At 72.1% G+C, this 23,561-nt stretch carries 23 protein-coding genes, 3 tRNA genes and 1 other RNA gene; 10 read left to right on the top strand and 17 right to left on the bottom strand.

The annotated features are described in order from the left end of the window. Window positions 1-29: 29 nt before the first annotated feature. On the top strand, window positions 30-1,343 hold the full coding sequence (locus tag VMN58_05780; protein HUF32699.1) for an adenylate/guanylate cyclase domain-containing protein: 1,314 nt from the start codon (window positions 30-32) through the stop codon (window positions 1,341-1,343). Window positions 1,344-1,365: 22 nt separating this feature from the next. On the opposite strand, the gene VMN58_05775 is transcribed toward VMN58_05780, so the two are convergent. From VMN58_05775 to VMN58_05765, 3 genes are read right to left on the bottom strand one after another with little or no spacing between them, the layout of a single operon-like run. After that, entirely contained in the window at window positions 1,366-1,692 is a 327-nt protein-coding gene (locus tag VMN58_05775) for a hypothetical protein (GenBank protein ID HUF32698.1), read from the bottom strand. Between the two features lie 24 nt (window positions 1,693-1,716). Then, window positions 1,717-2,223, bottom strand: coding sequence for a hypothetical protein (locus VMN58_05770; GenBank protein ID HUF32697.1), 507 nt, complete (start codon window positions 2,221-2,223; stop codon window positions 1,717-1,719). Between the two features lie 26 nt (window positions 2,224-2,249). Continuing rightward, a complete protein-coding gene (locus tag VMN58_05765) occupies window positions 2,250-3,494 on the bottom strand; it encodes an acyl-CoA dehydrogenase family protein (GenBank protein ID HUF32696.1) in 1,245 nt (414 codons plus the stop codon). A 57-nt stretch (window positions 3,495-3,551) separates the two neighbouring features. Here VMN58_05765 and rnpB point away from each other — a divergent pair. Beyond that, an RNA gene (rnpB, locus tag VMN58_05760) (RNase P RNA component class A) lies at window positions 3,552-3,908 on the top strand. A gap of 72 nt (window positions 3,909-3,980) precedes the next feature. Here rnpB and VMN58_05755 read toward each other — a convergent pair. The 3 genes from VMN58_05755 to VMN58_05745 form a co-directional block, all read right to left on the bottom strand. Continuing rightward, window positions 3,981-4,676 carry a GAF and ANTAR domain-containing protein gene (locus VMN58_05755; protein ID HUF32695.1) on the bottom strand — a complete coding sequence of 232 codons (696 nt, stop codon included), beginning with the start codon at window positions 4,674-4,676 and terminating at the stop codon, window positions 3,981-3,983. A gap of 109 nt (window positions 4,677-4,785) precedes the next feature. Beyond that, the gene (locus tag VMN58_05750) at window positions 4,786-6,039 is read right to left on the bottom strand and encodes an aspartate aminotransferase family protein (protein HUF32694.1); all 1,254 of its coding nucleotides are present in this window, start codon (window positions 6,037-6,039) and stop codon (window positions 4,786-4,788) included. A 38-nt stretch (window positions 6,040-6,077) separates the two neighbouring features. Then, window positions 6,078-7,304: an aminotransferase class III-fold pyridoxal phosphate-dependent enzyme gene (locus tag VMN58_05745; GenBank protein HUF32693.1), complete on the bottom strand. Its 1,227-nt coding sequence runs from the start codon at window positions 7,302-7,304 to the stop codon at window positions 6,078-6,080. Window positions 7,305-7,465: 161 nt separating this feature from the next. Here VMN58_05745 and VMN58_05740 point away from each other — a divergent pair, with 161 nt between their 5' ends. Beyond that, a complete protein-coding gene (locus tag VMN58_05740; GenBank protein HUF32692.1) occupies window positions 7,466-7,729 on the top strand; it encodes a histidine kinase dimerization/phospho-acceptor domain-containing protein in 264 nt (87 codons plus the stop codon). Here the strand turns inward: VMN58_05740 and VMN58_05735 are convergent. The 4 genes from VMN58_05735 to VMN58_05720 are packed head-to-tail and all read right to left on the bottom strand — an operon-like array spanning window position 7,726 to window position 11,709. Further along, window positions 7,726-8,304, bottom strand: a complete 579-nt coding sequence (locus tag VMN58_05735) for a histidine phosphatase family protein (GenBank protein HUF32691.1) — start codon at window positions 8,302-8,304, stop codon at window positions 7,726-7,728. The genes VMN58_05740 and VMN58_05735 overlap by 4 nt on opposite strands. 3 nt (window positions 8,305-8,307) lie before the next feature. Beyond that, window positions 8,308-8,793, bottom strand: a complete 486-nt coding sequence (locus tag VMN58_05730) for a hypothetical protein (protein HUF32690.1) — start codon at window positions 8,791-8,793, stop codon at window positions 8,308-8,310. 7 nt (window positions 8,794-8,800) lie between these two features. Then, window positions 8,801-9,529 carry a C4-type zinc ribbon domain-containing protein gene (locus tag VMN58_05725; protein HUF32689.1) on the bottom strand — a complete coding sequence of 243 codons (729 nt, stop codon included), beginning with the start codon at window positions 9,527-9,529 and terminating at the stop codon, window positions 8,801-8,803. Continuing rightward, window positions 9,529-11,709 (bottom strand): transglycosylase domain-containing protein, encoded by a 2,181-nt coding sequence (locus VMN58_05720; protein ID HUF32688.1) that lies wholly within the window; start codon window positions 11,707-11,709, stop codon window positions 9,529-9,531. The genes VMN58_05725 and VMN58_05720 overlap by 1 nt, the downstream gene beginning before the upstream one ends. A gap of 98 nt (window positions 11,710-11,807) precedes the next feature. On the opposite strand from VMN58_05720, the gene VMN58_05715 reads away from it, so the two are divergent. Then, window positions 11,808-12,743, top strand: a complete 936-nt coding sequence (locus VMN58_05715; GenBank protein ID HUF32687.1) for a TIGR03621 family F420-dependent LLM class oxidoreductase — start codon at window positions 11,808-11,810, stop codon at window positions 12,741-12,743. 59 nt (window positions 12,744-12,802) lie between these two features. Then, window positions 12,803-14,605, top strand: coding sequence for a hypothetical protein (locus VMN58_05710; GenBank protein HUF32686.1), 1,803 nt, complete (start codon window positions 12,803-12,805; stop codon window positions 14,603-14,605). On the opposite strand, the gene VMN58_05705 is transcribed toward VMN58_05710, so the two are convergent. Both VMN58_05705 and VMN58_05700 read right to left on the bottom strand, forming a co-directional pair. Continuing rightward, a complete protein-coding gene (locus VMN58_05705; GenBank protein HUF32685.1) occupies window positions 14,539-14,961 on the bottom strand; it encodes an SET domain-containing protein in 423 nt (140 codons plus the stop codon). The genes VMN58_05710 and VMN58_05705 overlap by 67 nt on opposite strands. A gap of 14 nt (window positions 14,962-14,975) precedes the next feature. Beyond that, window positions 14,976-15,049 (bottom strand) — tRNA-Val (locus VMN58_05700). A gap of 63 nt (window positions 15,050-15,112) precedes the next feature. On the opposite strand from VMN58_05700, the gene VMN58_05695 reads away from it, so the two are divergent. Continuing rightward, window positions 15,113-16,309: a M20 family metallopeptidase gene (locus tag VMN58_05695; protein ID HUF32684.1), complete on the top strand. Its 1,197-nt coding sequence runs from the start codon at window positions 15,113-15,115 to the stop codon at window positions 16,307-16,309. Here the strand turns inward: VMN58_05695 and VMN58_05690 are convergent. Next, entirely contained in the window at window positions 16,306-17,889 is a 1,584-nt protein-coding gene (locus VMN58_05690) for an adenylate/guanylate cyclase domain-containing protein (protein HUF32683.1), read from the bottom strand. The genes VMN58_05695 and VMN58_05690 overlap by 4 nt on opposite strands. A 124-nt stretch (window positions 17,890-18,013) precedes the next feature. Between VMN58_05690 and VMN58_05685 the strand changes: the two genes are divergently transcribed. After that, window positions 18,014-18,955, top strand: a complete 942-nt coding sequence (locus VMN58_05685) for a sigma-70 family RNA polymerase sigma factor (GenBank protein ID HUF32682.1) — start codon at window positions 18,014-18,016, stop codon at window positions 18,953-18,955. Window positions 18,956-18,970: 15 nt separating this feature from the next. Here the strand turns inward: VMN58_05685 and murA are convergent, their stop codons facing one another. Genes murA through VMN58_05670 form a run of 3 tightly spaced genes read right to left on the bottom strand, consistent with a single transcriptional unit; the run spans window position 18,971 to window position 21,605 of the window. Beyond that, window positions 18,971-20,284: a UDP-N-acetylglucosamine 1-carboxyvinyltransferase gene (murA, locus tag VMN58_05680; protein ID HUF32681.1), complete on the bottom strand. Its 1,314-nt coding sequence runs from the start codon at window positions 20,282-20,284 to the stop codon at window positions 18,971-18,973. 12 nt (window positions 20,285-20,296) lie between these two features. Next, the gene (locus VMN58_05675) at window positions 20,297-20,836 is read right to left on the bottom strand and encodes an NUDIX domain-containing protein (GenBank protein HUF32680.1); all 540 of its coding nucleotides are present in this window, start codon (window positions 20,834-20,836) and stop codon (window positions 20,297-20,299) included. 10 nt (window positions 20,837-20,846) lie between these two features. Continuing rightward, window positions 20,847-21,605 carry an inositol monophosphatase family protein gene (locus VMN58_05670; protein ID HUF32679.1) on the bottom strand — a complete coding sequence of 253 codons (759 nt, stop codon included), beginning with the start codon at window positions 21,603-21,605 and terminating at the stop codon, window positions 20,847-20,849. A 49-nt stretch (window positions 21,606-21,654) separates the two neighbouring features. Here VMN58_05670 and VMN58_05665 point away from each other — a divergent pair, with 49 nt between their 5' ends. Next, on the top strand, window positions 21,655-22,215 hold the full coding sequence (locus tag VMN58_05665; protein ID HUF32678.1) for a hypothetical protein: 561 nt from the start codon (window positions 21,655-21,657) through the stop codon (window positions 22,213-22,215). Window positions 22,216-22,223: 8 nt separating this feature from the next. Here VMN58_05665 and VMN58_05660 read toward each other — a convergent pair whose 3' ends face one another. Next, window positions 22,224-23,039 carry a phosphotransferase gene (locus VMN58_05660; GenBank protein ID HUF32677.1) on the bottom strand — a complete coding sequence of 272 codons (816 nt, stop codon included), beginning with the start codon at window positions 23,037-23,039 and terminating at the stop codon, window positions 22,224-22,226. A gap of 336 nt (window positions 23,040-23,375) precedes the next feature. Here VMN58_05660 and VMN58_05655 point away from each other — a divergent pair. Both VMN58_05655 and VMN58_05650 read left to right on the top strand, forming a co-directional pair. Then, window positions 23,376-23,451 (top strand) — tRNA-Asn (locus tag VMN58_05655). Window positions 23,452-23,476: 25 nt separating this feature from the next. Beyond that, window positions 23,477-23,549, top strand: a tRNA-Ile gene (locus VMN58_05650). Window positions 23,550-23,561: the final 12 nt, after the last annotated feature.

Genomic DNA, 23,561 nt, shown 5'->3' with positions numbered 1-23,561 from the left:
TGCTCGGCGGGGTGGGGCACAATCACCCCGTGCCCGAGACGCGGTATGCGGTAGCGGGCGATGTCCACGTCGCTTACCAGGTGCTGGGCGAAGGGCCGCGCACGGTGGTGATGGTGATGGACTGGTTCGGCAACGTCGAGCTGATGTGGGAGTCCAGCGACCTGGCGGCGGTGCTGGAACGGTTGGCGTCGATCTGCCGGGTGGTGGTGTTCGACAAGCGGGGCGTGGGCCTGTCCGATCCGGTCAGCCGGGACGGGCTCCCGCCCCTGGAGACATGGATCGACGATGTGTCGACCGTGCTCTCCAGCGTCGGCGCCGATCGCGCCACCCTGCTGGGCGTGGGTGCCGGAGGGCCGATGGTGATGCAGTTCGCGGGCACCCACCCGGAGAGGGTCGACCGGTTGGTCCTGGTCAACACCTACGCCCGCTTGGCCCGGGCGGCGGACTACCCGGCCGGCGTGCCGGAAGCGGTGCGGGACCGGATCCTGGCCGTCCCCTACGACGACGACGCCACCGCCGACACCCTCGCCGGGGCCAGCCGTGATCCCAGCTTCCGGAGCTGGTGGCGGCGCTACCAGCGGCAGTCGGTGAGCCCCAGCACCGCCCGAGCCATGCGGGAGATGCTGTTCCAGGTCGACGTGCGCTCGGTGCTCGGGTCGATCCAGGCCCCCACCCTGATCCTGCACCGCCGGGACAACCCCTGGATTCGGGTGGCCCACAGCCGCCACCTCGCCCAGCACATCGAGGGTGCCGAGCTGGTGGAGCTGGACGGGGACGAAGACCTGTTCTTCCTCGGTCAGGTCGACGAGCTGGTCGACCACGTCGAGGCCTTCCTGACCGGATCGGTGCCGTCGTCGCGCTCCGAGCGGGTGCTGGTCACCGTGCTGTTCACCGACCTGGTCGGCTCGACCGAGGTGACAGCGCAGTTGGGCGACGCCCGGTGGCGCCGACTCCGGCAGCACCACGACACCATCGTGGCCCGTTGCCTGCAACGTCACCGGGGCCGCTTGGTCAGCACCGCCGGCGACGGGACCTTCGCCGTCTTCGATGGTCCCGGGAGGGCCATCCGCTGTGCTCGCTCGATCGCCGAGGAGCTGGAGCCCATCGGCCTTCGGGTCCGGGCCGGGGTCCACACCGGCGAGGTGGAGCTGTCGGGCGACTCGGTGGACGGCATCGCCGTCAACATCGGTGCCCGGGTGGCGGCGATGGCGGGGGCGGGTCAGGTCCTGGTGACCTCGACGGTGCGGGACCTGATGTCCGGGTCGGGTCTGTCGTTCCGCAGCCTGGGTGGCCACACCCTCAAGGGTGTTCCCGAACCGTGGCAGATCCTGGCCGTGGAGTGACGTCGCCGCCGGCCCTCGACGATCAGGTGCCGTCCCGTTGCCCCAGCATTGCGGCCACGATCGGGCTCGGCTCGGAGGGCTGCCAGGCCTTGTAGGCCTCACCCCGCGGCTGCGGCCACTCGATGTCGAGGTCGACCCGGGTGCCGGCACGAGAGGCCCCGGCGAGGACCACCAGGGCCGCCTCGAGGACCCGGCGCTGCACGGCACGGCCGGCCGGCATCCCGAAGGGGTGGCCGAACGGGAACTCCACCCCGACGATGCGGGGGGTGCGCAGCTGCTCGGCCACCGACGGCATCATCGTCACCACCACGGTGGGGATGCCCTCGGCCTCGATGCGACGTGCCAGCACGGGCACGTTCTTGCAGCAGTCCGGTCAGACCGGGGCCAGCACCACGCCGTCGGCGCCCTCGTCGCGCAGGTGGGCGGCGATATCGGGGGCGGTGCGGCTGCGCCAGACGTCCAGGCCCGCCTCCTGGTAGCCCATGACCGACACGTGGTGCTCGGTCTGGCCACCGACCACCCCATCGTCGACCAACCCGGCCAGCACGCGGGCGGGCAGGGCCACGTCCGGGTCGGCCAGCACATCGGCAGGGTTCACGTGGAGGTGTGCCATCCCGAGCGGCCGATCGGCGGCATCGGCCGGGAGGATCCGGTGGGAGGGGTCGCCCCAGGTGGGCTCCCGGCGTTCCCGGTCCAGGTCGAACGAGGGCTGCGCACCGTCGAGGTAGAGCCCTGCCGAGCTCACCAGGGCAATGCGGGCGTCGGCGAGGCGTCCTTCGAAGGGCGCCCACACCTCGTCGTCCTCGCCCGGGAGCGGCTCGGCCGACTCGTAGAGCGGGGCGAAGCTGCGCGGCAGGAAGCGGAGGCTGTCGACGAGCACGGCACGACCTTAGGTCGCGGTGGCGGTCAGTTGGTCCGCACCTCGCGAAAGGGGAGCTCGACGTCGCTCCCGGGCTCCTTGGGCAGCCCGAGCACCCGCTCGCCGATGATGTTCCGCTGGATCTCGTCGGTCCCGCCGGCAATGGAGATGGCGGGGACCGAGACGAGCACCTCAGCGACGGTGCCGCCCTCGGGTGACTCGGGGCCGGTCAGCATGGCTGCCGCTCCGGCGATGGCCGAGTGGGCGGCCGACGAGACCCGGGCGACCTCGCTGGCCGCCAACTTCGACAGCGAGCCCTCCGGCCCCGGCGGCCGACCCTGGGCCCGGACCACACGGGCTCGCTCGGCGGTCCAGCGGGCGGCGCGCTGGCGGGCGACGACGGCGGCGACCTGCTGACGGACCACCGGGTCTGCGCCGCGCCCGGTGGCTTCGGCTCGTCGCGCCAGCAGGTCGGGACGCCCGGCGCGCTGGGGGTACCAGACGTAGGTCCGGGCATAGGCCTCCGCCTCCGCCGCCGCCTCCCGGACGGTGCGACCGGCGGCATCACCGACGCCGGACGGAACCTGCGGCGGCGCCATCCCCCGCTCATGGGCCAGCGTCGTCAGTGCCACTGCCCACCCGCCGCCGACCTCGCCGACGACGTGGTCGTGCGGGACGCGCGCGTCGGTGAGGAAGACCTCGTTGAACGAGGCATGGCCGTTCATCTGGCGAACCGACCGCACCTCGACGCCGGCCTGGCGCATCGGGAAGGCGAAGTAGGTGATGCCCCGGTGCTTTGGCGCGTCCCAGTCGGTGCGGGCGAGCAACATCCCGTAGGCCGCGGTGTGGGCGCCGGTGGTCCAGAGCTTCTGGCCGTTGACCACCCACTCGTCGCCGTCGCGGTCGGCCCGGGTGGTGAGCCCGGCCACGTCGGAGCCGTTGCCGGGTTCGCTGAAGAGCTGGCACCAGGTGTGCTCGCCGGTGATGATCGGGCGCAGGAGGCGTCGGCGCAGCTCGGTCGAGCCGTGCTCGAGGATGGTCGGCGCCGCCAGCGACATCGCCGACCCGCCAGCGGGCCCCACCGCACCCACCCGCGCCAGCTCCTCGGCCGCCACCGTGGCGGACGAGGAGGCGAGACCCCGCCCGTGGGCGTCGACCGGCCAGGTGGGGCACCCCCAGCCTGAGTCGGCGAGCAGGGCACGCCACTCGGCCAGCGGCCGCTCAGGGTCCCAGTGCCGGTGCAGCCAAGTCCGCACCTGGTGCCTGACGTCATCGGCGTCGTCGACAGCCATGCCCTGGAGGGTAGGGGCGAGGGAGCCGGCCCGCGCCGGGCATACTGGACCCGACGGTGAGTCGGCCTGGTGGTCGCGGCGTCGCCCGCTCGTCGGGACGGCGTCGAGGAAGGTCGGGGCTCCACAGGGCAAGGGAGCTGGCGAGAGCCAGGGCGGGGCGACCTGTCGGTTCAGGGCAACAGAGAGCAGACCGCCGATGGCCCCGGGAGACCGGGGCACAGGCAAGGGTGAAACGGTGCGGTAAGAGCGCACCAGCGTCCGGGGTGACCCGGGCGGCTCGGCAACCCCCTCCCGGAGCAAGGCCAAGCGTGGGACGACCGGCCCGGTCCATGTCCCCAGGTAGGCCGCTCAGATGGATGACCACCCAGGCGCTCCGGCGCCGGACAGAACCCCGCCTACAAGCCGGCTCACCGTCGCCACACCCCCTGATCAGCCAGGGCTCTTACTGCTCCTCGGCCGTGGTCCCGTCGAGAGGGAGCGTCTCGTTCACTCCAGGTCGCCGAGCGGCTCTCCGTGGGCGATGTGCTTGGCGACGTCCCGCAGCTTCATGTTCATGCGCTGGGAGGCAGACCTCAGCATCTCGAACGCCTGGGCGTCGTCGATCTTCGAGCCAGCCATGAGCAGCCCCTTCGCCCGGCCGATGATGTCACGACTCTCGATCGCCTGGAGGAACTGCTCGCGCTCCTGGGCGTGGACCAAGGCGACCGAGGCGTGGACGGCGAGAACGGAGCCGAGGGCGACCGTGTCGTCGTCGAACGCATGAGCCTGCTTCGAGTACAGGTCGAGCGCTCCCATCGTCCTCTCCTCGGCGAAGAGCCGGAAGCCCATGATGCTCCGCACCCCGGTCTCCTCGAACGCGCGCCGCGAGAAGGTCGGCCAGCGCTCCTCCTGCTCGAGGTCGTCGCTCTGGAACACCTCGTGCTCCTTGATCGCTGACAGGCAAGGCCCCTCGCCTACCTCGGTCTGGATCTTGTCGATGAGCTCGGCGACATCGTCGCTGGGAGCGACCGGGAGGATCTTCCCGTCTTCGACGACGTCGATCCCCGCGTGGTCGCACGAGTCGATCACCTCCATGGCGATCGTGACGATCTTGCGCAGTGTGGCGTCGACATCTTGTTCGGTGAGCAACGCGCGCGCGATGTCGCCGAAGGTCTTGGCCAGCTCCACCTCAGCACTGCTCATCGCCGGCAACCCTAATGGGTGGCCCCCGGAGCGACGAGGTGCTCGTTGGCCGAGGGGAGCCCGCCTCTCCCGAACAGCGCCGGCGCTGACGGCACCGGCTGCGCGGCCGCTACTCCAGCGTGGCGTAGTCGGTCGAGCGGTCGTCGCTGCGGCCGCCGAGGACCTCGTCGACCGAGGCCTGCAGGTCGACGAGGTAGTCCTCGATCACCGGCGCGTTGCCGGCGCTGACCGTGGCGTGCAACGAGTCCGGCGGACCCTGCCGATCGTGGAACCACCCACGCCGCTGGAGGGCGTCGCCCACCGCATAGACGTCGACCCGATCCTCCCATCCCGCCTGGGAGCAGATGGCGACCAGGTGAGCCTCGGGCTCACCGAGCACGTCGAGGCCATCGATGGCACAGATGCCGTCCACCATGCGCCGGGTCGTCTCGATCACCGTGGCGGTGAGGCGCTTGTAGCCGTCCTCCCCGAGGTGGTGCAGCACCGCCCAGGCGGTGGCCATGGGCAGCGCCGGGCGCGTGCCCTGCATCGCCGGCGAGCCGTACATGCCACCGAGCCACGCGTCGAAGACGAACGTCTGGTGGCTACGCAGCGCCTTGCTGCGGTGGAGGATCACCGACGCCCCCTTGGGGGCGTAGCCGAGCTTGTGCAAGTCGGCGGAGATCGAGGTGACACCCTCGACCCGAAAGTCCCAGAGGGGAAGGTCGTAGCCGAGCATCTCCATGAACGGGAGCACGAAGCCCCCCATGCACGCGTCGACGTGGACGTTGATGTCGCGCTCGGCGCCGAGCGCCGCAAGCTCGGTGATGGGGTCGACGACGCCCTGCGGGTACTGCGGTGCCGAGCCCACGATGAGGACGGTGTTGTCGTTCACCGCGGCGGCCATGGCGTCGACGTCGGTCCGGAAGTCGTCGCGCACGGGGACGGTGTGGACCTGCAGTCCGAAGTAGTGGGCGCCCTTGTGGAACGCGGCGTGGGCGCTGTCGGCCACGACCATCTCCGGGGCGGTGATCCCCCGCTCGGCGCGGCCCCGCTCGCGGGCGGCCTTGACCGCCATGAGGATGCTCTCGGTGCCGCCCGAGGTCATGAACCCTCCGGCGCCGTCCGGTGCGTGCATGAGCTCGTTGGCGATGCCGACCACGTCGGCCTGGATCTTGGCGAGGCTCGGGAACGCCTTGGTGTTGAGGGCGTTGTCGTGCAGGAACATCAGCGCGGCAGCCTCCGCGACCTCGTGCACCTCCCGCCCGCCGTCGAACACCATGCCGAACGTGCGACCGTCCTGCCAGCGTGCGTCGTGGGCGCGCGTGGCCTTGAGCGCGGCCACGACCTCGTCCTTGGACATTCCCTGCTTCGGCAGCGTCATGGGCGGATCGTAGGGCTGGGAGCCCGGGCGGTGCGGTGTCAGCCCGCCACCTCGGCCACCGACTCCGCCAGCGCGCCGACGCAACGGTCGAGGTCGACCTCGTCGATCACCAACGGCGGGCAGAACGCGATCACATCGGTGCCGAGAGGCCGCGCGATGACGCCACGGTCGAGCATGGCCCGGTGCACCTCCTGCGCCGTCACCTCCGCGGGCAGCACCGCCGCCCAGATCGCCTGGGTGCCCCGGACCTCGGTGATCACGCCCTGGCGGACCAGCTCCTCCAGCCCGCCGCCGAGCCGGTCGCCGATCGGCCCCGCCCGATCCAGCAGGCCCTCGTCGCGCAGCACCTCGATGTTTGCCAGCGCGGCGGCGCAGGCGGTGGGGTGACCGCTGTAGGTGTGGCCGTGACGCAGCAAGAAGGCGGGCCCGGACTCGAGGGCGGCCCGCACCGCTCGACCCACCAGCACCCCACCCAGGGGCTGGTAGCCCGACGTGACGCCCTTGGCGAAGGTGACGAGGTCGGGCTCGACCCCGTCGCGCTCGGCCCCCCACCAGGCGCCAAGCCGGCCGAAGCCGCAGATCACCTCGTCGAGCACGAGCAGGGCCCCGGACTCATCGCACAGCCGGCGCATGCCCTCGAGGTAGCCGGGAGGCGAGGGGCGAACCCCACCGGCGCCGATCACCGGCTCGGCCAGCACCGCCGCCACCCGTCCCTCCTCGCGCTCGAGCACCCGGGCCAGGTCGTCGAGGTCGTCCCAGAGCACCTGGCGCACCTCCGGGAGCAGGGGTCCGAAGCCCTCCTGGTTGAGGGGGAGTCCCTGGACCGAGAGCCCCCCGAAGGTGACCCCGTGGTACGAGTGCTGGCGGCCCACCACCACGGTCCGCTCGGGGTGGCCGGCGCGTCCCTGGGCCAGGCGAGCGAGCTTGATGGCGCTGTCGACCGCCTCCGAGCCCGACGACGTCAGGAAGACCCGGGCGCCCGCCATCGGGGCCAGTCCCGCCAGCGCCTCGCACAGCGCGTCGGCCGGCTCATTGGTGAAGCGGTCGAAGGCGTGGTAGCCGGCGAGGGTCCGCGCCTGGCGGGCGACGGCGTCGGCGACCTCGGCACGGCCGTGGCCCACGTTGCAGTACCAGAGGCTGGCCAGGGCGTCGACGTAGCGGCGTCCCTCACGGTCGAAGACCGCCGCCCCCTCGCCCCGCACGATGGTCGTGAAGTCGGTGGCGGCAGGGGGCGCGAACGGGTGGAGGAACGCCGGGGGCTCCATGGCCCGAAGGTAGCGCCGGACCGCGCCGGCACGACGGTGTGGCTCGTGCCGGGACATCGCCCCCACCAAGATCGCGTGCCTTCCGCCCCACCGGCAGTACGTTGGAACCCGATCGCTGGCATGCACAGCGGCAGCGGCGTGTCGGACGAGCAGGAGCTTCAGTGTCGGAGACGGACGACGAGCTGATCGCAGTGGTGGCCCACGGGCTGCTCAACTCGATCGCGTCCATCCGCATCAACGCCGACCTGCTCCGGCGTAGCGCCGAGCTCTCATCTGACCAGCAGGAGATGATCGAGGCCATCGAGGTCCAGAGCAAGCACGTCGGCGCCGTGCTCGTCGACCTGACCCGCGTCGCAGGTCCCGAGCTGCTGGCCCAGCTCGACAAGTTGCAGCGCGGCGAGCCGGGCCGGGCCTCCACCGACTAGTTGGCCGGGGGGAGGTGCCCCACCTCATTGAAAGAGGTGAGCACCGGGCCTTGCGGCCGCACCACCACCCGGGCCACGGCCGCGGGGACGACGTGGAGCCGCCACGCCACCTCATCGCCCACACCGATGGCCCACCCCACGGCCGCCTTGATGGGCGACACGTGGGTCACCACCACGACGTCGGTGTCGCGTGCCTCGTCGGCCAGGTCGTCGCACGCCGCCCGGACCCGTCGCCCGAGGTCGGCGAGCGACTCCCCACCCGGCGGGCGGAAGCCGGTGTCGGCCCGCCATCGCTCCCACTCCGCGCCCGGCACCTCCGACACCGGACGACCGTCCCACTGGCCGTAGTCGAGCTCGATCCACCGCTCGTCGACGCTCAATGGGAGCCCGAGCACCTCGGCGGTGGCCATGGTGCGCCGCAACGGGCTGCACACCACCCTGGACGCGCCGGCCACCACCGGGGCGAGCGCAGCGGCCTGGGCTCGTCCCACGGCATCCAGCTCCGGGTCGGCCCTGCCGAGGAGGAGCCCGGCGGCGTTGGCCTCGGTGCGACCGTGGCGGACGATGATCAGCAACGGTCAGCTCACCAGGTCGCGGCCGAAGCGACCGGTCCGGAGGAAGTGCGCCCGCCGCTCGGGCTCCGCCAGGCGGAACCGCCGCCACGCCCACACCACCACGGCCAGGCCGACGAGCTCGAGCGGGATGTTGAGGAGCCCCCGCTCGACGCTCGGGATGGCGGTGTCGGCCAGATCGACCCCGAGGAGCGGCCACCAGAACACCTCGGTGGCCATCCAGGCCCCGTCGAGCACCAGGTGGAGGAAGGTGCCGATGGGCAGGGCCAGGAGCTGGCGGCGCAGCAGCCGCCGCCCCCGCGTCGCCAGCATCACCACGCTGAGGAGGACGACGCTGGCGAGGACGGTGTGGCCCACCCAGGCTCCCCCGGTGGGGGCGTCGATGACGTCGGGGAGGAGGGCACCGGCGACGATCAGGCGGTGGTCGATGGCCGGGTCCCGGAACACCAACCACACGGCGAGGAGGGAGCCTCCGACGAACCAGAGCAGCATCGGCCGCTCAGGTGTCGGGGCGGACGAGGATGCGCCCGCACTCCTCGTGGTAGATCACGGCACCGGACGGCTCCTTGCGCGCCGCGTCGAGCTCGGTGGCGGGGAGGGCCAGGTGACAGCCGGTGCAACGCCCGGCGTCGAGGCGTGCCACCGCCACACCACCAAGGTGGCTCCTGAGCTTCTCGTACGTGCCGACGAGGGGGGCCGGCACGGCACTGACCGCCTCGTCGCGCTGGCGCACCACGACCGCAAGCTCGGCGTCGATCTCCACCTCGGCCTCGTCGATCAAGGCCCGAAGGCGCCCAGACTCGGCGACCGCCTGGTCTCGGCGCTCCTCGAGGGAAGCCAGCTCGGCGTTGACGGGCTCGGCCGCCTCCATGACCTCGAGCAGGTCGTCCTCGAGCATGCTCGCCCGGCGACGCAGGGACTCCACCTCGTGCTGCATGGCCTGGAGCTCCTTCGGTGCCGTGACGGTGCCCGAGTAGAGCGTGCGGTCGGTGTCGGCCGCCTTGGCCTCGATGGTCGCCACCTCGTCCTCCAGCCGGCGCTGGCTGCGGCCGAGCTCGGCGGCTCGTTCGGCCAGGTCGGCGATCTCCGCCTCGAGCCGTGATCTGGCAGCGTCGAGCTCGGCGAGCGCCAGGCGCTCCGGGAGCGAAGCCCGGCGGTGGCGCAGCTGGTCGGCGGAGGTGTCGTGGTCCTGGACCACGAGGAGGGCGTCGAGCGAGAGGTCAGCCACTACTCCCCAGTATCACCTGAACCGGCGTCGGTGCCGGTCGCATCGCCCGTGCCGTCGCCCGTGCCGTCGCCCGTGCCGTCGCCCGGACCGGGTGGCTCCGACGGCTGCTCGGGGGGAGGCGAGGGTTCGGGTTCGGGTTCGGGTTCGGGTTCAGGTTCGGGTTCAGGTTCGGGTTCGGATTCGGGTTCGGGTTCGGATTCGGGTTCGGTCGTGGCCGGGGTGCTGCGGCGCGGGGCCCGGCGCACGACGCGCACGGGCTCCTCTCCCGGGAGGTAGAGCCGGCTCCCGGTCGCCACCTCAGGCATCGGTGGGAACTCCATCGCTTCGGTCTCAGCCATGCCGCCGTGCATCGCCGCCGCCCAGATCCGCGCCGGGTACGACCCACCGGTCACCCGGATGCCCCCGACGTTGGTCATCTTGTCCTCGTTGCCGCGCGGCGAGCCCATCCAGACGGCGGTGGCCATCTGGGGGACGTAGCCCACGAACCAGGCGTCGGCGAAGTCCTGGGTGGTGCCGGTCTTGCCCGCCGCGGCACGACCGTCGGGGAAACGGGCGCGGGTGCCCGTGCCCCGCTGGACGTTGGACACGAGGATGTCGGTCACGATGGCGGCGGTGTCCTCGGAGACGGCCCGCCGGGGAGCGGGCTCGTGGTGGAGGAGCCGCTCACCGCTACGGTCGAGCACCTCCTCGATGAAGTACGGCTCGTTGTAGACGCCGCCGTTGGCGAAGGTGGCGTAGGCGGCGGCCATGTCGATGGGGCGGATCTCGTTGGTGCCGAGCGACATCGACGGGACAGCTGCAACAGGGGACCTCACGCCGAGCGACTTGGTCACCTCGACGACCCGGTCGAGGCCGGCGATGATCCCGAGACGGGTGTAGGCGCAGTTGTTGGACCTCGTGGTCGCCTCCCGCAGGTCGTAGAGGCCGCCTCGGGAGTTGTTGTAGTTGCGGACCTCGTAGGGGTCGGGGACACCGTCGGGGTTGGGCACCGTGCAGGGTCCGGTGCCGTTGATCCTGTCGAGGGGCGTGCCGCCGCTCTCGAGGTGGGTGGCGAGGATGAACGGCTTGAACGCCGAACCTGGCTGGCGGCCGATGCCGCGGGTGGCGATGTTGAACTGCGCCTCCTCGAAGCCCTCGCCGCCGACCAGGGCGCGCACCGCTCCGGTCTGGGGCTCGACGCTGACGATGGAGGCGGTGAAGCGACCCTCGGTGTCGGGCAGCTCCTGGGCCACCGCCACCAGGGAGGCGAACTGCATGCGGGGGTCGAGGGTGGTGGTGATCGAGAGGCCCCCCTCGAACACGACGGCCCGACGCTCGTCGCGGGTCTCGCCCATGCGGGGGTCGGCGAGGAGCCGCTGGACCACCTCGTCGATGAAGTAGTCCTTGGGCGACGGGAGCAGATCGCGGCGCTCGGTGGGGATCGGCTCGGCCTTGAACCGCTCCGCCTCGGATGGGGTGATCTGGCCCACCACCACCAAGCGATCGATGACCTCGTCCCGGCGCTCGAGGGAGGCGTCGGGGAAGCGGAACGGGTCGAGGCCGGTCGGGTGCTGGATGAGGCCGGCGAGGAACGCAGACTCGAGCTGGCCGAGCTCGGTGGCGTCCATCCCGAAGTAGATCTCAGCCGCGGCCTGGATGCCGTACACGCCGCTGCCCAGGTAGACGGTGTTGAGGTAGCGCTCGAGGATCTCGCGCTTGGGCATCTGCTCCTCGAGGCGGATGGCGAGCACCGCCTCGCGCACCTTTCTGTCGAGGTCCTGGTCGGAGGTGAGGAGGTCGTTCTTCACCAGCTGCTGGGTGATGGTGGACCCGCCCTGCCTGACGTCGCCGGCAGCCACGTTGGTGAGCAGGGCACGCGACGTGGCACGCAGGTTGATGCCACCGTGGTGCCAGAAGTCGGTGTCCTCCACCGCCAGCACCGTGTCGACGACCACCTGGGGGAGATCGTCGAGCGCCACCGACTTGCGATTCACACCGCCGTGAAGGACCGCCAGGAGCGACCCGTCGGACGCCAGCACGACCGAGCGCTGGGCGAGGGGGTTGAGGTCGATCTCGGTGACCTCGCTGGACCGGTTCGCGCCGAGGATCGTCCCGATCTGGGGGGTCAGCATCGCCACGCTGCCAGCGGTCAGGGCTCCGGCCAGGACCACGACGACGACGAAGCGAAGCAACCGACTCACGAGACCTCCCACGGTACCGTCCGGTTCGGGGGCCCGGACATCGCCCGCTCCCTGCCCGCCCGGCAACCGCCCGAACCACCACCGCGTACCCTGCGGCCATGGCCCACCACCCCTTCCGCTTCGGCATCCAGCTGGCAAACGCCGCCGACGGCCCCGCCTGGGCGGCGCTCGCCCGCAAGGCTGAGGATCTCGGCTACTCGTCGCTGCTGATGCCCGACCACTTCGGCGACCAGCTGGCGCCCGTGCCGGCCCTGGTGGCGGCAGCGGCGGCGACCACCGAGCTCAAGGTGGGTGCCCTGGTGTGGGACAACGACTACAAGCACCCCGTGGTCCTCGCCAAGGAGGCGGCCACCATCGACGTCCTCTCCGGGGGTCGGCTGGAGTTCGGGATCGGCGCCGGGTGGATGCGATCCGACTACGACGGCGCCGGGATGCCCTACGACCCGCCGGGCGTGCGCATCAGCCGCATGGAGGAGGCCATCACCATCATCAAGGGCCTCCTCGCCGGCGAGACCGTGACCTTCACCGGGGAGCACTACCGCGTCGATGCCATGGAGGGCACGCCCCGGCCGGTGCAGCAGCCCGGGCCGCCGATCATCATCGGCGGCGGTGGCAAGCGGGTGCTCTCGATCGCCGGCCGCGAAGCCGACATCGTGGGCATCAACGTCAACCTCGCCGCCGGCGAGATCGGTCCCGACGCCGGCCCCAACGCGACCGCCGAGGCAACCGCCCAGAAGGTCGCCTGGGTCCGTGACGCCGCCGGTGACCGCTTCGACGAGATCGAGCTCAACGTGCTGGTGTTCCTCGCCATCGTGACCGACGACCGCGAGGGCACCGCCGCAGCAATGGCCGGCGGCTTCAACATCCGGCCGGACCAGGCGCTGCAGGTGCCCCATGCACTCGTCGGCAACGTCGACGAGATCTGCGAGGACCTCCGGCAGCGCCGTGACGACCACGGCCTGTCCTACATCACCTTCAACGAGGGTGCATTCGAGGCGATGGCACCGGTCGTGGCTCGCCTCGCCGGCACCTGAGCAGCCCCGAGCGGGTGGGGCCCCTGGACTGTTACCGCTGGTAACGCTATGATGCCGGCATGACCCAGCTCACCGCTCTCGCCGTCGAGACCGCACGCGGCAGCGCCCTGGCCTCCTGGCGACCCGTGTGGGTCTTCTCCGCCGTGCTGGTGGCGATCATCGCCGCCCTCGCCGCTTCCGGCCGCCGCTCCGAGGGACCCCTGCTCGATCGGATCGTGCTGCGGGTCCCCCGCCGCCTCGAGCGGCTCACCGGTGTCCCGGGCTGGGCGGCGTCCACGCTGCTTCTGAGCATCTACGGCCTCGCCTTCGCCGGCTACGGCTTCTACACCGACGTCGCCTACCACGTGACCTACGGGCGCGATGACGTGCTCTTCACCGCGCCCCACACCGCGATCTTCGCCGGCCTCGTGATCATCGCCTCGGCCCCGCTCGCCGGAATCCTGGTGGCGACCCAGGAGCGAGTCGACACCCCCCTCCGCTGGGGCGGGCTGCGCGTCCCGTGGTCCACCATCCCGCTCGGCGTTCTCGGCATCGCGGCGGTCACCGGGTTTCCCGTCGACGAGCTCTGGCACCAGCAGTACGGCGTCGACGTGACCATGTGGAGCCCCCCGCACCTGGTGATGATCCTGGCCGCGTCGTTCAGCGGTCTCGCGTCGTGGCTCGTGCTCGTCGACGCCGGCGTGCGCCCCGGCCGGGGCACGACGCCCGCCCACCGGCGCTGGGCGCGGGGTCTGCATGTGGTCGCCGCCGCCCTCACCCTCCAGGGCCTCTCGAGCGTCCAGGGCGAGTTCAGCTTCGGCGTCCCCCAGTGGCAGCAGCTCTACCATCCGGTGCTGGTGTGCCTGGCCGCCGGCTTCGCCCTCCTGGCCATCCGCCTCGTCCACGGGCCCTGGTGGGCCCTCGGCATCGCCACGGGCATCTTCCTGTTCGGCGTCGGCGACGTCCTCGGCGACTCGTCGGGCCCGGTGGAGACGCGACCCGGCGCCGTCTACCTCGGCTCGGCCGTGATCGTCGAAGTCCTCGCCCGGTTGCTCGGCACGCAGCGCCGGCTCCGTCTGGCGCTGGCCGCCGGTCTCGGCATCGCCACGGGAGGCCTGGCAGTCGAGTGGATGTGGAACCAGGGGGCCCACCAGCCGTGGACGACTGCCCTGCTCCCCGACGCCCTCCTGGTGGGTGCCCTTGCGGCCGTGTCGGCAGCGGTGCTCGGCGCCGCGGTCGGCGGCGCCCTCAGCGAGGAGGCGGCCCGGCGACGGATCCCCGCCGCAGCCGTCGGGTTTGCCCTCGTGGGCGTCCTCGTCGCGCTCGCCATCCCCGCCCCCCGGCCCGTGGGCGACGTCACCGCCGAGGTCACCCTCGACTGGGTCGACGACGAGCGGGCGGTGGTCTCCGTCCGCCTCGACCCGGCCGACGCCGCCGAAGACGCCCGGTGGTTCACCGCCGGCAGCTGGCAGTGGGGCGGGCGCACCATCGCCCACATGGAGCGGGTCGGTCCCGGCGAGTACCGGGCCCCCGAGGCGCTGCAGCTCACCGGCGGCGCCAAGAGCCTCCTTCGCCTGCACCGAGGCGCCGAGATGATGGCGGTCCCGATCCGCCTGCCAGCCGACGAGGAGTACGGGCTGGATGAGATCCCCGCCGAGGATCGCACCGCCCCCTTCGTCCGGGAGCAGCAGTTCCTCCAGCGCGAGGCCGAAGGCGAGATGGGCGCCTTCGCCGTTGCCGTGCTCGCCATGGTCGCGGTCTTGGGCACGGCGTGGGTGGTCACCCTCGGCCTCGCCGCACGGGCCGTAGCTCGCCGTCAGGAGGGCGGGGGGTCGTCCGTGGAGAACCAGAGCTCGCCGGTGCCGTCGGGGTCACCGGTGTAGTTGACGGTGACCTCCTCGCCGGGGGTGATGGGCCGGACCGCGTAGAAGTCGACGATCCCGAGCTCGACGTCGTGCTCGTAGCGGCAATTGGCGCGCCAGGCGTGGTTGTACAGCGACCCGAACCCGAGCGCGATGGCGACGGCGCCGCCGCCCCAGTCGAAGTAGAAGCCCCACAGGTCGGTCTCCTCCAGCAGTGACTCCTGGGGAGCGGGGCACACCAGCACCGGCGCCCGCTCCACCAGGTCACCCGTTTCGAAGGCACGGGCGGCGAAGACTCCGTTTCCCTGGATCCCCGACGGCGCCACGTAGAGGTCACCGCTTCCGGTGACGACCTCAACCTGCTCAGGACGGTGCATCTCGGTGCCCACGGTGGGCGCGGAGGGACTCGAACCCCCGACCCCCTCCTTGTAAGGGAGGTGCTCTAGCCAGCTGAGCTACGCGCCCGGGAAGGCCGAGACGCTACCGGGCGCCGGGCAGGATCGCGCCGCCGGATGCCATGCTGGCGCCATGACGCCCCGGTCCGACCTCCTCGATGCCGCCGCCTCCGAGATGGAGGCGGCCGTCGACCTGCGCCGGCGCCTCCACCGCCGGCCCGAGCTGGGCCTCGACCTGCCGTGGGCCCAGGAGACCGTCCTCGCCGAGCTGGACGGTCTCGACCTCGACCTGCGCACCGGCACCAGCGTCTCCTCGGTGGTGGCGGTGCTCGACGGCGACCAACCCGGACCCACCGTGCTCCTGCGCGCCGACATGGACGCCCTCCCGATGCCGGAGGACACCGATCTCGAGTTCCGCTCCGAGGTCGACGGCGCCATGCACGCCTGTGGCCACGACGCCCATGTGGCCATGCTCGTGGGCGCCGCCCGCCTGCTGCACGCCCGCCGGGGGCTCCTCCACGGCCGCGTCGTCTTCGCCTTCCAGCCGGGCGAGGAGGGCCACCACGGCGCCCGCTTCATGATCGAGGAGGGTCTCCTCGAGGGCGACACACGGCCCGACAGCGCCTTCGCCATCCACATCACCCCGACGATCCCGAACGGCATGATCGCAACCCGACCCGGCCCGTTCATGGCCTCGGCCGACGTGGTCCGGATCACGGTGACCGGGCGTGGCGGCCATGCCTCGATGCCCCACCAGGCCCTCGACCCCATCCCCGTGGCCTGCGAGATCGTCCAGGCCATCCAGTCGATGATCACCCGCCGGGTCGACGCCTTCGACCCGGCCGTCCTCACCATCGCCAAGATCGAGGCCGGCACCACCAACAACGTGATCCCGGAGGCGGCCCACCTCACCGGCACCCTCCGAGCGGTGTCGGCCCGGACCCGCCAGCAGGTCCTCGACGGCTTGCGCCGGCTGGCCGAGGGGATCGCCGACGCCCACGAGGCCACCGCCACCGTCACGATCGACGAGGGCTACCCGGTGACGGTCAACGACGCTGGGATGGCCGCCACCTCTGCCCGGGTCGCGACCACGGTCGTGGGCGAGCGCGCGGTCATCGAGCTGCCGAGCCCGGTGATGGGGGCGGAGGACTTCTCCTACGTGCTCGAGGAGGTGCCCGGCGCCATGGTGTTCCTCGGGGCGATGCCCGACGGACCACGTCCCCCTGCACCCAACCACTCCAACCGCATGGTGCTCGACGAGTCGGCCATGGCCGCCGGCATCGCCCTGCACACCGCCGTCGCCCTCGACCAGCTGGCACCGATCGGCTAACGCTGCTCCGTCGGGACGACCGGCGCGGTGGTGGCGTCGAGGGGCTCGTAGGTCTCGGTCGGTGCCGCCCGACCACGGAGCTCCACGACGGCACCGGGCTCCCACCACCGGGCCTCCTCGCCCGATGCGGCCACCGCCGCCCGGCTGACCACCAACCGGCCGGGCCGGATCTTGGCTGCCTCGGTGAGCCGGGCCGCCTCGTTCACCGGGTCACCCACCACCGTGTACTCGTAGCGCTCCTCCGCGCCGACGTTGCCGGCCACCGCCACACCGGACGAGACCCCGATCCCGACGTCGAGGTCAGGGTGAGCACCCCGTAGGTCCGCCACCTCCGCGCGCAGCGCGCGGGCCGCCCGAAGGGACCGGGCGGCGTGGTCAGGCTGGTCCTCGGGCGCACCGAACACGCACAGGGCGCCGTCACCCTCGAACTTGTTGACCCAGCCGCCCTCCTCGCCGGCGGCCCGCACGACCGCCCCGAACAGGGCGTTGAGCGTGGCCACCACCTCCGATGCCGGCCTCGTGGCAGCCAGGGCGGTCGAACCGATGAGGTCGACGAAGAGCACGCTCACCTGGCGCTGCTCACCTCCGAGCCCCACCCCGCGCTCCAGGGCCTGCCGGGCGACCTCGTCGCCGACGTGGCGTCCGAAGAGGTCGCGCAGCTGCTGGCGCTCGCGCAGGCCGGCCACCATGGAGTTGAACCCAGCCTGAAGCTGGCCGACCTCCCCACCCTCATCGACCTCGACGCTCACGGCCGTATCGCCCAGCTGCACACGTCGCAGGGCGCGGCGGAGCAGCTTGAGTCGGTCGGCGACGGAGCGAGCCGCCACCGCGATCATGAGCCCCCCCGAGACGAGGCCGATGGCGGCCAGCGACACCAGGGCGGTGACATGGGTGGCGGTTGGATCAGGTCGCCCGAGGGGCGACAGGGCGATGACGACCAGCGGGATGCCCGACCCGGTCGCCCACGAGAAGACCAACCGGACCCGGATCCCAAGCGTCGTGGGACGGGCCAGGGGCGTGCCGGCGAGGGCGAGCGCGAACAGCGGCCGCAGGGCACGGTCGACGAGCAGGTACGTGAGCGAGCAGGTGCTGACGCCACCGATCACCGTGCCCACCGCGATCCGCAGCACCTCCCGGGGGGCGCTGCCGCCGAGCGCGGTGATCCCGCCGAAGAGGAGCGCCCCCAGGACCCAGAGCGCCAGCGACTGGAGGGCGAGGTGGAGCGGGAGGCTCAGGGCAGCCTGGACCTCGCCTGCGTCGGGCTGGCGCTGCTCGTCGACCCAGGACAGGGCCCGGCCGATCACCCGGTGGGCGGCACCGAAACCGACTGCGATCGCCCCGACCATGTAGGCACCGAAGACGGCCAGCAGCAAGGAGTCGCTCAGCGCGCCCGGCGCGTCGTCGAAGGGCTGGGAGAGCTGGTTCAGGAAGACGAAGACGAAGACGGCACCGGCCAGGTTGGCCAGGGCCACCCAGCGCAGCGCCGGCGCCTCGATGTCCCACCAGCGCCGGGTCGGGCGGGCGTCGGCACCCGACGAGGGCGACGGGCTCACGACCTCACCGGGAGCCCCGTGTGCCATCCGGCGTGCATGAGCCGACCGTAGCCCCCCCCGCCCGCGGGGATCGGCGGCATCCCCCGGGGCAGCGGTCGTTGGCCCTACCGTTCTGGGCGGTGACCACCAGGACCAGGCAAGCAGCGTGACGGTGCGAACGAGGTCCGCGACTGGCGACGACCCGGTGCGGCGGTACCTGAGCGAGCTCGGGGCCCACCCCCTGCTCACCGCGACCGAGGAGGTCTCCCTCGGTCGGGCCATCGTCGCCGGTGACGCCGCCCGGGACCGACTCGCCGATGCCGGGGCCGGTCCCCTCACCCCGGCCGAGCGGTCCACGCTGGAGCACCGGGCCGCCGAGGGAGCGGCCGCCCGTCAACGGTTCATCTCGTGCAACCTGCGCCTGGTCGTCTCGATCGCCAAGCGCTACCAGAGCTCGGGACTCCCCCTCCTCGACCTGATCCAGGAGGGCAACCTCGGCCTCATGCGCGCCGTCGACAAGTTCGATCCGGAGCGGGGATTCAAGTTCTCGACCTACGCGACCTGGTGGATCCGCCAGTCGATCAGCCGGGCAATGGCGGACAAGGGCCGGGCGATCCGCGTGCCGGCCCACGTCGGCGACGCCATCGCCTCGCTGGCCCGCACCACCGCCGAGCTCACCCGCCGGCTGGACCGAGCCCCGACGGTCGCGGAGCTGGCCGAGGCCACCGGCCTCGACCCGGACCGGGTCATCACGTACCGCCATGCCATCCGGGAGACGGTGTCGCTCTCGGTGCCCCTCGGGGACGACAGCGGCGAGCTCGCCGACCTGCTTGCCGACGAGGGCGCCGAGGAGCCCTTCGCCGCGGCAGCTGCTCACCTCGAGCACGACGCCCTCGCGCTGGTCCTGCGACGCCTGACCGAGCGCGAGCGCCGGGTGCTGCGGCTGCGCTTCGGCCTCGCCGGCGGCATCCCGTGGACCCTCGAGGACATCGGCAACGAGCTCGACCTCACCCGAGAGCGCATCCGCCAGATCGAGGCCAAGGCCCTCACCAAGCTGCGCCACCCGTGCTCGCCGCCGGCGCTTCGCCACCTGGTCGCGGCCGGCTCCGACTAGCCGCAGGCCGGCGCCTCACCCCTCCTGGCGGGTGATCTCCAGTCCGAGGCCGGCGAAGGCCTCGAGGGGGCGGTGGTACCCACGCTCGAGGTGGTGCACGTCGTGGAGCACCGACGACCCCTCGGCCACCGCGGCGGCGATCACGTAGGCGAACCCGCCACGGATGTCGGGCACGGTGATCTCCGCCCCCCGCAGCTGGGTGACGCCCCGGATGACCGCCGAGTGCATGGCGTTGCTCTCGTTGAACCGGCAGTCGCGCCCGCCGAGGCACACGTCGAAGAGCTCGATCTCCGCCCCCATCTGCTGGAGGGCTCCCACGTAGGGGAAGCGGTCCTCGTACACCGACTCGTGGACCACCGACATGCCGGCGCAGCGGGTGAAGAGCACGACCAGCGGCGACTGCCAGTCGGTCATGAACCCGGGGTGGGTGTCGGTCTGGACGACCGCTGGGCGCAGCGAGTCGGCCTCGACCGACACGGTCTCGTCGGTGATGTCGAAGCGGGCGCCCATCCGCTGCAGGGTGGAGATGGCCGTGACCAGCCGCTCCTGGCCACACCCCCGGACCGTGACCCGGCCGCCGGTCACCAACCCGGCCGCCAGGTAGCTGAACGCCTCGATGCGATCACCGTCGAGGTGGTGGTCCGCTCCCTGGAGCCGCTCGACGCCCTCGATGACGAAGCGCCGGTCGGGCCGAAGCTCGATGCGGGCACCCATCCGCTGGAGGAAGAGCGCCAGCTCGATGACCTCTGGCTCGAGGGCGCAGTTCTCGACCACGGTGCGGCCCTCGGCCAGCGCAGCGGAGAGGAGGACGGTCTCGGTGGCGCCGACGCTCGGGAACGGGAGGCGGATGCGAGCACCGTGCAGTCGCGACGCCTTGGCCTCGAGGCCGTCGGGCGTGACGTCGACCTCGGCGCCCATCGCCCGCAGGGTCGACATGTGGAAGTCGACGGGCCGAGTGCCGATGCGGTCGCCGCCGACGAAGGGCACAAACGCCTCCCCCATGCGGTGCAGGAGGGGCCCCACCAGCAGGATCGGGATGCGGTTGAGGCCGCCGTAGGACAGCGGGACCCGTCCGCTGGAGATGGCGCTGCCGGCCACCGTCACCGTGTCGCCGTCGACCTCCACCTCGCAGCCGAGGTCACCGAGCATCCCCGCGGTGATGTCGATCTCCCCGATCTGAGGGCAGTTGCGGATGGTGGACGGCGTATCGCCCATGACGGCCGCCACCATGTGCTTGGTGACGCCGTTCTTCGAGCCACGGACCACCACCTCACCGGTGAGCGGGCCGACGGGGTCGATGCGCCAGGAGGCGGGAGCGATGTTCGACATGGGCCGTCGAGTCTACGGGTCGGTGGGGCGACGCCCCGGGGGTCGACCCCTGAGCGAGTCTGAGCGCCCGAGATCGCTGCCGTCGGACCGGGCGAGGGCGACGATGGCGGTGGCGGCCTCCTCCTGGAGCTGCGGGAGGTCGTCCGGCGCGAACCAGGCCACCTCCACGATCTCGGGCGAGGCGGCACGCACCGCGGCCGGGTCGGCTCCCCCGCGGGGGCGGGCCCGGAAGACCACGTCGACCCGTCGGGGCGCAGGCTCGACGACGACGGCCGGCTCCCCGACCAGCTCGATGTCGAGGTCGACCTCCTCGAGCGCCTCTCGCCGGGCGCCCACGGTCACGTCCTCTCCCCGCTGGAGCAAGCCACCTGGGAAGCCCCACCGCTCCCGGTAGGAGTGGCGGACGAGCAGCAGCGCTCCGTCCGGACGCTCCACGACGCAGATGGCGCCCACCGTGAACGACGGTGCCAGCCGGTGCACGACGAAGCGCCTCCCGCTCCGCGGGAGTCGGCGGTACAGCCGAAGGAGCATGAGGTGGAGGCGGCGACGCACGGCGGTGAGCCTACGGGTGGGCGCCACCGGCCCCCCACATGCGAACGACGCCGTCGAGCAGCGCGGGCGTGGCGGCGGCGACCGGCGATCGGCGGGCACCGTGGTCGAGGTGGACGAGGGGCTGGCCGCCGGCATCGGTCACCACCGCCCCCGCCTCCTCGCACACCAGCAGCGCGGCGAGGTAGTCCCACACCCCGTGGGCGCTGGGGCTGGTGAGATCGGCGTAGGCGTCGAGCCGGCCGCAGGCCACGGAACAGAGGTCGAGGGCGACCGCCCCCAGGGCCCGATACTGGCGCCACCCGCCGTGTCCCGCCGGCGCGCCCGAGAGGCCGATGACGGCGTCGGCAAGATCGGTGCACCCGGACGGGCGGACGGTCACACCATCACGACGGGCGCCCCCACCGCGGACCGCCTCGAAGCGCTCACCGGTGGCCAAGTTCACCACCAGGGCAACCCTGGGACCGCCCTCGTCGACCGCGCAGAGGCTGGTGGCGTACCACGGGATGCCGAGGCTGGCGTTGGTGGAGCCGTCCACCGGGTCGACCACCACCACGACCTCCCGGTTGGGCTGGTGGAGGCCGCTCTCCTCGCTGAGGACGCCGAGGCCGGCGGCGGTGAGGACCCCGAGTGCGGCGTCGTCGGCCACCAGGTCGATCCGGTACTGGCCGACCCGTTCGGTCCCGGGACGCCAGTCGGTGACCGTGCCCAGCGCCGAGCGCACGGCCTCCACCGCCGCGCCCAGCACCTCGAGGAGGTCGTCGTCGCCCACCTCCGGGACGGTACCGGGGCCACGGAAGGGACCGGTAGCCTCGGCTGCCGTGGCAGTCATCGACGTGGCCGGGTACGTGGCCGAGCTCAAGGACCACGCCGTCGATCACGCCTTCCACGTGCACGACGAGCGCCACTTCGTCGAGACCTACTCGCTGCGCCAGGCGTGGGAGGTCGACCTCCACCCCGAAGAGGCCTGTGGCGGCCCGCTCGACCTCCACCTGGCGCTCGAGGTCGACCCTCGGGCCATGCTGACGTTCGAGGACGTGGTGATGAGCCTCGACGAGAGCGACCTCCCCCCCGACGAGTGGCACTTCCCCCTCACCTTCACCTGGGCGCTGCCCCCGCTGGCCGCTGGGCCCGACCTCTTGCTCCTCGCCACCGAGCTGGCCGGCGTTGGTGGCCTCGAGCTCCCACTCGAGGTGTCGGCGATCGACTCCTACGGCGCCGTCACCGATGCCCCCGAGCGCACCCTCACCATCGTCGCCCGCCAGCAGGTGTCGCTCGCCAAGCTCTTCCGAGGAGAGGTCCTGCTGTGCGAGACCTTCGAGCAGTGCCTCGGCGTGAGCCGCTACCTCCTCGACCACGCCCCCACCTGGATCGGCGACTGACTCGGGCCCTACGCGCCGACCGCTCTCCGCAGCAGGTCGCGGTGGCGCAGGATCCAGGAGGCGCTGCGAGCCCGCCACGCCACCGCCCACATCACCGGGAAGCCCTGACCGTCGACGGCCGTCGTGCTCGTCGGTGTCACGCCGCCCTGCACGGCCTCGTCGGCCGCAGCATGGATGGCCAGCTCGGCCAGCTGGTCCACGAAGCGGTCCCGCCGCTGATGCTCGAGGCCGTAGGCGTCGAGCATGACCCGCAGCTGCGCCGCCCTGCCCGCCGCGTCGGGGAGACCGTTGCGCTCGGCGATGTCGTCGTCATGCAGCTGCACGTTCAGCCAGGCGGCGTCGGCCAGGTCCCACGTAGCGTCGACCGGACCCGCGTTGTCCCAGTCGATGAGCGCGACGGGCACACCGCTGCGGGTGACGATGTTCCACGGGCCCAGGTCGCCGTGGCCGATGACGGGTCGGTCGCCGGGGAGTGCACGGGTGAACCACGGCTGCCAGACAGGCGGCGTCGGCGGATCGAAGCCCTTGCCGGCGTCGTGCAGGTGACGAACCAGCTCACCGACGAGGGCGATGGCTTCGTCGTCCCACGGGTCGGGCTGCTGGATCGCGCCGGGGACGAAGCGCAGCATCTCTCGCCCGTCGGGAGCCAGACCGTCTCCGATCACCTCCGGGGCCGCGGTGAAGCCGTTCGATCGGAGGTGTCGCAGCAGGGCCAGCACGGTGGTGCTCTGCGGCTTGGGCGACCGGTAGACGACGCCATCGCGCTCGTGGACGGTGGTCTGCCACCCGCCCGTCATGCGCCGCTCGTCCGCCTGCTCCCCCACCCACAGAGCCTCCCACGCCAGCCCCATTCGGAACTGCGATTTCCTGCAGGCACCTCGCTGTCGTACCCCATCGTCAGGATGGGTCCATGGGGTACCGCGGCAAGACGGTCGAACGGGCGCGAGCGCGGGAGCTCCGCGGTGAGGGCTGGACCGCTTCTGGTCGTCGCTCACGGGCGTCCCCGTCGAGCAGTTCCACGCCCCCCATCGTCCTGTGGCGGATGCCACCATGAGGCACAACCGGCACAGCCACGGCTGCCCGTCGGTCCAGTACAGCTGCTCGCGCACGCACCGGGCGGTGATGGGGCTCGTGCACGGGCTGCTAGATTGGCGGGCCATTCCGGGGTAGCTCAGTTGGCAGAGCGCCGCACTGTTAATGCGATTGTCGTCGGTTCGAGCCCGACCCCCGGAGCCAGCGTTCGACCGCCGAGCGCCGCCGCGGGCCCGTAGCTCAGTGGTCAGAGCGGGGGACTCATAATCCTTTGGTCGGTGGTTCGATCCCACCCGGGCCCACGAAGTCTGACC

The organism is Acidimicrobiales bacterium, from assembly GCA_035512495.1.
Lineage (GTDB): Bacteria > Actinomycetota > Acidimicrobiia > Acidimicrobiales > CADCSY01 > DATKDW01.
The sequence above is the reverse complement of the archived record's forward strand: the minus strand, read 5'-3'. Positions and strand labels throughout refer to the sequence as shown.